This window comes from Streptomyces sp. SPB074 (assembly GCF_000154905.1).
Taxonomy (GTDB): Bacteria; Actinomycetota; Actinomycetes; order Streptomycetales; family Streptomycetaceae; genus Streptomyces.
In genome coordinates this window covers 1,566,007-1,570,801 of sequence record NZ_GG770539.1, presented here as the reverse complement: position 1 = coordinate 1,570,801, position 4,795 = coordinate 1,566,007, and the positions used below count along the sequence as shown (strand labels likewise).

3 protein-coding genes and 2 pseudogenes are annotated in these 4,795 nt (G+C 73.8%); 2 read left to right on the top strand and 3 right to left on the bottom strand.

Annotation, left to right across the window (positions count from 1 at the left end; translation table 11 throughout):
* Positions 1–45 precede the first annotated feature (45 nt).
* Both SSBG_RS06220 and SSBG_RS06215 read left to right on the top strand, forming a co-directional pair.
* On the top strand, positions 46–630 hold the full coding sequence (locus SSBG_RS06220) for a GNAT family N-acetyltransferase (RefSeq protein WP_008745356.1): 585 nt from the start codon (positions 46–48) through the stop codon (positions 628–630).
* Between the two features lie 69 nt (positions 631–699).
* Positions 700–2,391 carry a proline--tRNA ligase gene (locus SSBG_RS06215; protein ID WP_008745355.1) on the top strand — a complete coding sequence of 564 codons (1,692 nt, stop codon included), beginning with the start codon at positions 700–702 and terminating at the stop codon, positions 2,389–2,391.
* Positions 2,392–2,866: 475 nt separating this feature from the next.
* Here SSBG_RS06215 and SSBG_RS06210 read toward each other — a convergent pair.
* The 3 genes and pseudogenes from SSBG_RS06210 to SSBG_RS34300 all read right to left on the bottom strand — a co-directional run.
* Positions 2,867–3,878, bottom strand: a pseudogene (locus tag SSBG_RS06210) (aminoglycoside phosphotransferase family protein).
* 34 nt (positions 3,879–3,912) lie between these two features.
* Positions 3,913–4,428 (bottom strand): ferritin-like domain-containing protein, encoded by a 516-nt coding sequence (locus tag SSBG_RS06205; RefSeq protein WP_008745353.1) that lies wholly within the window; start codon positions 4,426–4,428, stop codon positions 3,913–3,915.
* A gap of 76 nt (positions 4,429–4,504) precedes the next feature.
* Positions 4,505–4,795 (bottom strand): annotated as a pseudogene (locus SSBG_RS34300) (hypothetical protein); the annotation flags it as partial.

The window sequence follows — 4,795 nt, the reverse complement described above, 5'->3', positions numbered from 1 at the left end:
CTCCCTCCCGGCCCCCACGCCCCCGGCGCCCGGTAGTCTCCCCGCATGTCGAGCAACCCCGGGCACACCCCCAGGACCCCGGACGAGATCACGGTCGGCCCGCTCGATCTGGCCGCCCGCGTGGACGAGGCCCTTGCCGTGCAGGCTCTCGCCTTCGGTCTCACCGACGAGGAGATGGACGTACGGCACCACATCGTGCTGCGGCACCTCGGTGTCCCCGGCGCCCGCGCGCTCGGTGCCACGACGGCCGAGAACCGCCTCGTCGGCTTCGTCTACGGACTCCCGAACGACCGCGCCCACTGGTGGTCCACGGTCGTGCAGCCCTACCTGCGCCGGCTCGGCAACGACGCGTGGCTGGACGATTCCTTCGTGATCACCGAACTGCACGTCCACCCGCGTCACCAGAACCGCGGCATCGGCCGCGCCCTCATCACCGGCCTCACCGACGTCGCGCCGCAGCCGCGTTCGATCCTCTCGGCCATCGATCGCGACAGCCCCGCGCGCGGCCTCTACGCCTCGCTCGGATACCGCGACCTCGCGCGACAGATCGCCTTCCCCGGCGCGCCGTTGCCGTACGCGGTGATGGGCGCGACGTTGCCTCTGGAGGGCCCGCGTCCGCACCGGGCATAACCGATTTCCGCCAGCCCCGGGGCCCCGGCTAACCTCGTCACCATCACCCTTTCCTCGCAGGAGTTCACCATGGCCCAGGTCCAGCGCATGTCCCGATTGATGGTCAAGACACTGCGCGACGACCCGGCGGACGCCGAGACGCTGAGCCACAAGCTCCTGGTCCGCGCCGGCTACGTACGCCGTACGGCCGCCGGTGTCTGGTCCTGGCTGCCGCTCGGCAAGAAGGTCCTCGACAACATCTCGCAGATCGTCCGCGAGGAGCTCGACGCCATCGGCGCCCAGGAGGTCCTGCTGCCCGCGCTCCTGCCGCGCGAGCCCTACGAGGCGACGGGGCGCTGGGAGGAGTACGGCGACCTGCTCTTCCGCCTCAAGGACCGCAAGGGCGCCGACTACCTCCTCGGCCCCACGCACGAGGAGATCTTCACGCAGGTCGTGAAGGACCAGTGCACCTCGTACAAGGACCTTCCGGTCATGCTGTACCAGATCCAGACGAAGTACCGCGACGAGGCGCGTCCCCGCTCCGGCGTGCTGCGCGGTCGCGAGTTCCTCATGAAGGACTCGTACTCCTTCGACACGACCGACGAGGGCCTGGCCGAGTCGTACGCGCTGCACCGCGAGGCGTACCGCAAGATCTTCGCGCGCCTCGGTCTCGACTACCGCATCGTCTCCGCCGTGTCGGGCGCCATGGGCGGTTCGGCCTCGGAGGAGTTCCTCGCCCCGGCCGCCGCCGGTGAGGACACCTTCGCCGACTGCCCCAACTGCGGGTTCGCGGCGAACACCGAGGCCGTCACCTTCAAGGGCGCCGCGGTGGACGGTTCCGCGCACGGTCCGGTCGAGGAGCTGGACACTCCCGACACGCCGACGATCGAGACGCTGGCCGAGCACCTCGGCGTTCCCGCCTCCGCGACGCTCAAGAACCTGCTGGTCAAGGTGGACGGCGAGATCGTCGCCATCGGCGTCCCCGGTGACCGCGAGGTCGACCTCGGCAAGCTGGGCGAGCACTTGGCGCCCGCCGTCGTGGACCTCGTCACCGCCGAGGACTTCGAGACGAACCCGGAGCTGGTACGCGGCTACGTCGGTCCCCAGGGCCTGAAGATCCGCTACATCGCCGACCCCCGCGTCGCCCCCGGCACCGCCTGGGTCACCGGCGCCAACAAGCCCGACACCCACGCGCGCAATGTCGTCGCCGGCCGCGACTTCGAGGTGGACGACTACCTCGACGTCGTCGTGGTCCAGGAGGGCGACCCCTGCCCCAACTGCGGCCAGGGCCTGCACCTCGACCGTGCCATCGAGATCGGTCACATCTTCCAGCTCGGCCGCAAGTACGCCGACACCTTCCAGCTCGATGTCCTCGGCCAGAACGGCAAGCCCGTACGCGTCACGATGGGGTCGTACGGCATCGGCGTCTCGCGCGCCGTCGCCGCGCTCGCCGAGCAGACCGCCGACGACAAGGGCCTGTGCTGGCCCGCCGAGGTCGCCCCCGCCGACGTCCACGTCGTCGCCGCCGGCAAGGTCCTCCAGACCGAGCTGGCCCTGGAGGTCGCCGACAAGCTCGCCGCCGCCGGCGCTCGCGTCCTCGTGGACGACCGCGCGGGCGTCTCGCCCGGCGTCAAGTTCACCGACGCCGAGCTCATCGGTGTCCCGAAGACGGTCATCGCGGGCCGCCGCGCCGCCGAGGGCATCGTCGAGCTCAAGGACCGCCGCACCGGCGAGCGCGAGGAACTCCCGGTCGAGGAAGCCGTCGCCCGCCTGACCGCCTGATCCGGCCGGACACCCGTCACCACCCCGCAGCGCGGGACGTCACGCGACGTCCCGCCCTGCGGCGCGTGCGCGACGCGGGACGCGGCCCGGGACGCGGCGGCGACCACGCGGGACGCGGCGGTGGGCGGGGCGGAGGGGGAACGGCGTCGGAGGGGAGCCACAGGCGCGCGGAGTACGTCGCGTGCCGTGCGTCGACGCGACGTCACGACGCATCGTGCCTGGTCGCACGCGACGTGGCATATGCGACGTCGCGTCGCAGGGTGCGTGACGTCGCGCTGTCGGAAGCGCGTATGCGCGACGTGCCGGGGCGCCGTACGCGACGTGGCCCGCGTGACGTCGCCGCGACGTACCGGCCCCTCAGCGCGCGACGCCCCCCCGACAGCGGTCGCTACCTCGCGCCGCAGCACCGCCACGACGCCCCGCCCCCTCTCGACGTCACCCCCGCACGCCACGCCCCGCGCATCCTCGGGGCGGCTCAGAGCCAGGCCGCGAACTCCAGCAACGTCTCGCCCTCCTGGCGGCGGCCCGCCGCGAGCGCCGCGACGCCGGCGGCTGTCGCGCGGAAGTGGGTCCAGCCCCGCACCCGATCGCGGTCCAGGTCGAGGGCGTCCGCGAGCTTGGCGACGCGACGTCGCGCGGCGCTCGCGCCGCCGTCGCTCGCCACGAGGTCCTCCAGCCGGTCGCGGGCCAGGCGCGCGACGTCGTAGGCGCGCTCGCCGATTACGGGCTCGGGGCCGACCGCGAGCCACGGCAGCCGCTCGCCGGCGAGTACCTTCGCCTGCCGGAAGGCGCCGTGCAGCAGTACGCGTTCCGCTTCGGGTCGCGCGGCGTCGGCGAGCAGTTCGCGGCGCACCGCCAGAGCGTTCTCCACGAGGGGCAGGATGAGCGGGCCCGCCGTCCCGCGCATGTGCGCGGCCTGGCGCTCCGTACGCGCGGCGAGTGTTTCGAACGGTGACTCGTCGGCCACCGGTACCCACAGCCTGCGCACCGTTTCCGCGGCCTCCAGCATCGCCTTCGCCTGCGGCAGCGAACTCAACGAGATCTCGGAGTGAAGGCGCTCCAGGAGCAGGCCACGCCCACTCGCGAGCGGCGCCACAGTCCCCGTCGTGTTCCCGAGTTCGGCCCCGTACGCCGGGCCGAACGCCGCGTCGTGCACCTCTCCGCCGCCCGCCGCCCCCGCCGCGGACCCCGCGAGGAGGCGGCAGGCACCGAGGCCGTCCCACCGCGCGAGCGCCGCCGCCTCGGCGCCGGGACGCGCACGCCGTGGCGCGAGCTTGAGGACGGCGGGGGGCGTCGTCCGCGCGACGCACCAGCAGGACCACTCCACTTCGCCCGCCCGGCTGGAGCAGCCGCTCCACGCGAACGCCGTGGGCGCGCGCGGCGGCGTCCACCAACTCGGGAAGCCCGGCCAGCCAGGCCGCCGTGTCGTCCCCGCCGGGGTCCTCCGCCAAGGCCCGTACGAGTCGGCGGGGAGGTTCGAGGACCATGCGGGGTGCGTCCCTTCGGGCTGGTACCGGGTGGTCAGTCCTGCGGGGCCGGGGAAGCCGGACGCTCCTTCTCGGACTCCTTGGCCGGATTCGATCGTTCCGCCAGACCTGGGAAGGCTACGCCGTCGCCGCTCCAGCGCACGGCGCGGACCGCCGCTTCGCGCAACGCGGCGGCGGCATCCGCGCGACGTTGCCCCGACGCCGCCCGCACCAGGTCGGCATACACCCCGGCGACGCGTTCCTCCAGCGCCTCCGCGAGCCGTAGCGTCGCCGCGGCGTCGGGCACCGCGAACGGCAACGTGTACGCGGCGGCGGCGGGCTCCGGCGTGCCTCCGAGGTCGGTGACGTCGCGTTCCAGCGCGTCACGTCGCGCGCGGTGCGCGTCGTAGGCCGCCCTCGCGTCGTCGCGCCGTGCCGGGGCGACGCGCCCGCCGACGACGCCGTATCCGTAGACGGCGGCGTGCTCCGCGCGCAGCGCCGCCTCGGCGGCCTTGCGTTCCCGCTCCTTCGTGTCGGATTTTCCGACGCGCGTACGAGCATTTTCAGACATCGGCTACTCCTCCTGCTGGCTCCTGCTGCTGTCTCCTGGTCCGCCCGCTCCCTTACGGGGCGGGTCGTGCGCGGCGTCACGTGGCTGCGGCACCGAGTACGTAGGCGTGCGCGGCGCCTGCGGCGGCGACCGAGGCGAGCAGGCGCGCCAGCTCGGCCGGAGCGTCCACGAGGACGCGCGCACGGTGGTCCGCGAGCTTCTTCTCCGCTGTGGCGAGGTCGCGCAGCGCCGTCGCCTCGTCGGACGCGACGGCGGGGCCGGGCGACGCGCTCGCGGCGGCGGCATCGGCCGCGCGCTCCGGCGTCGCGGACGAAGCGGCGGCGGACGGGATGGCCGCCGTGCCGCGCCCGGCGGCGTCGAACGCCTC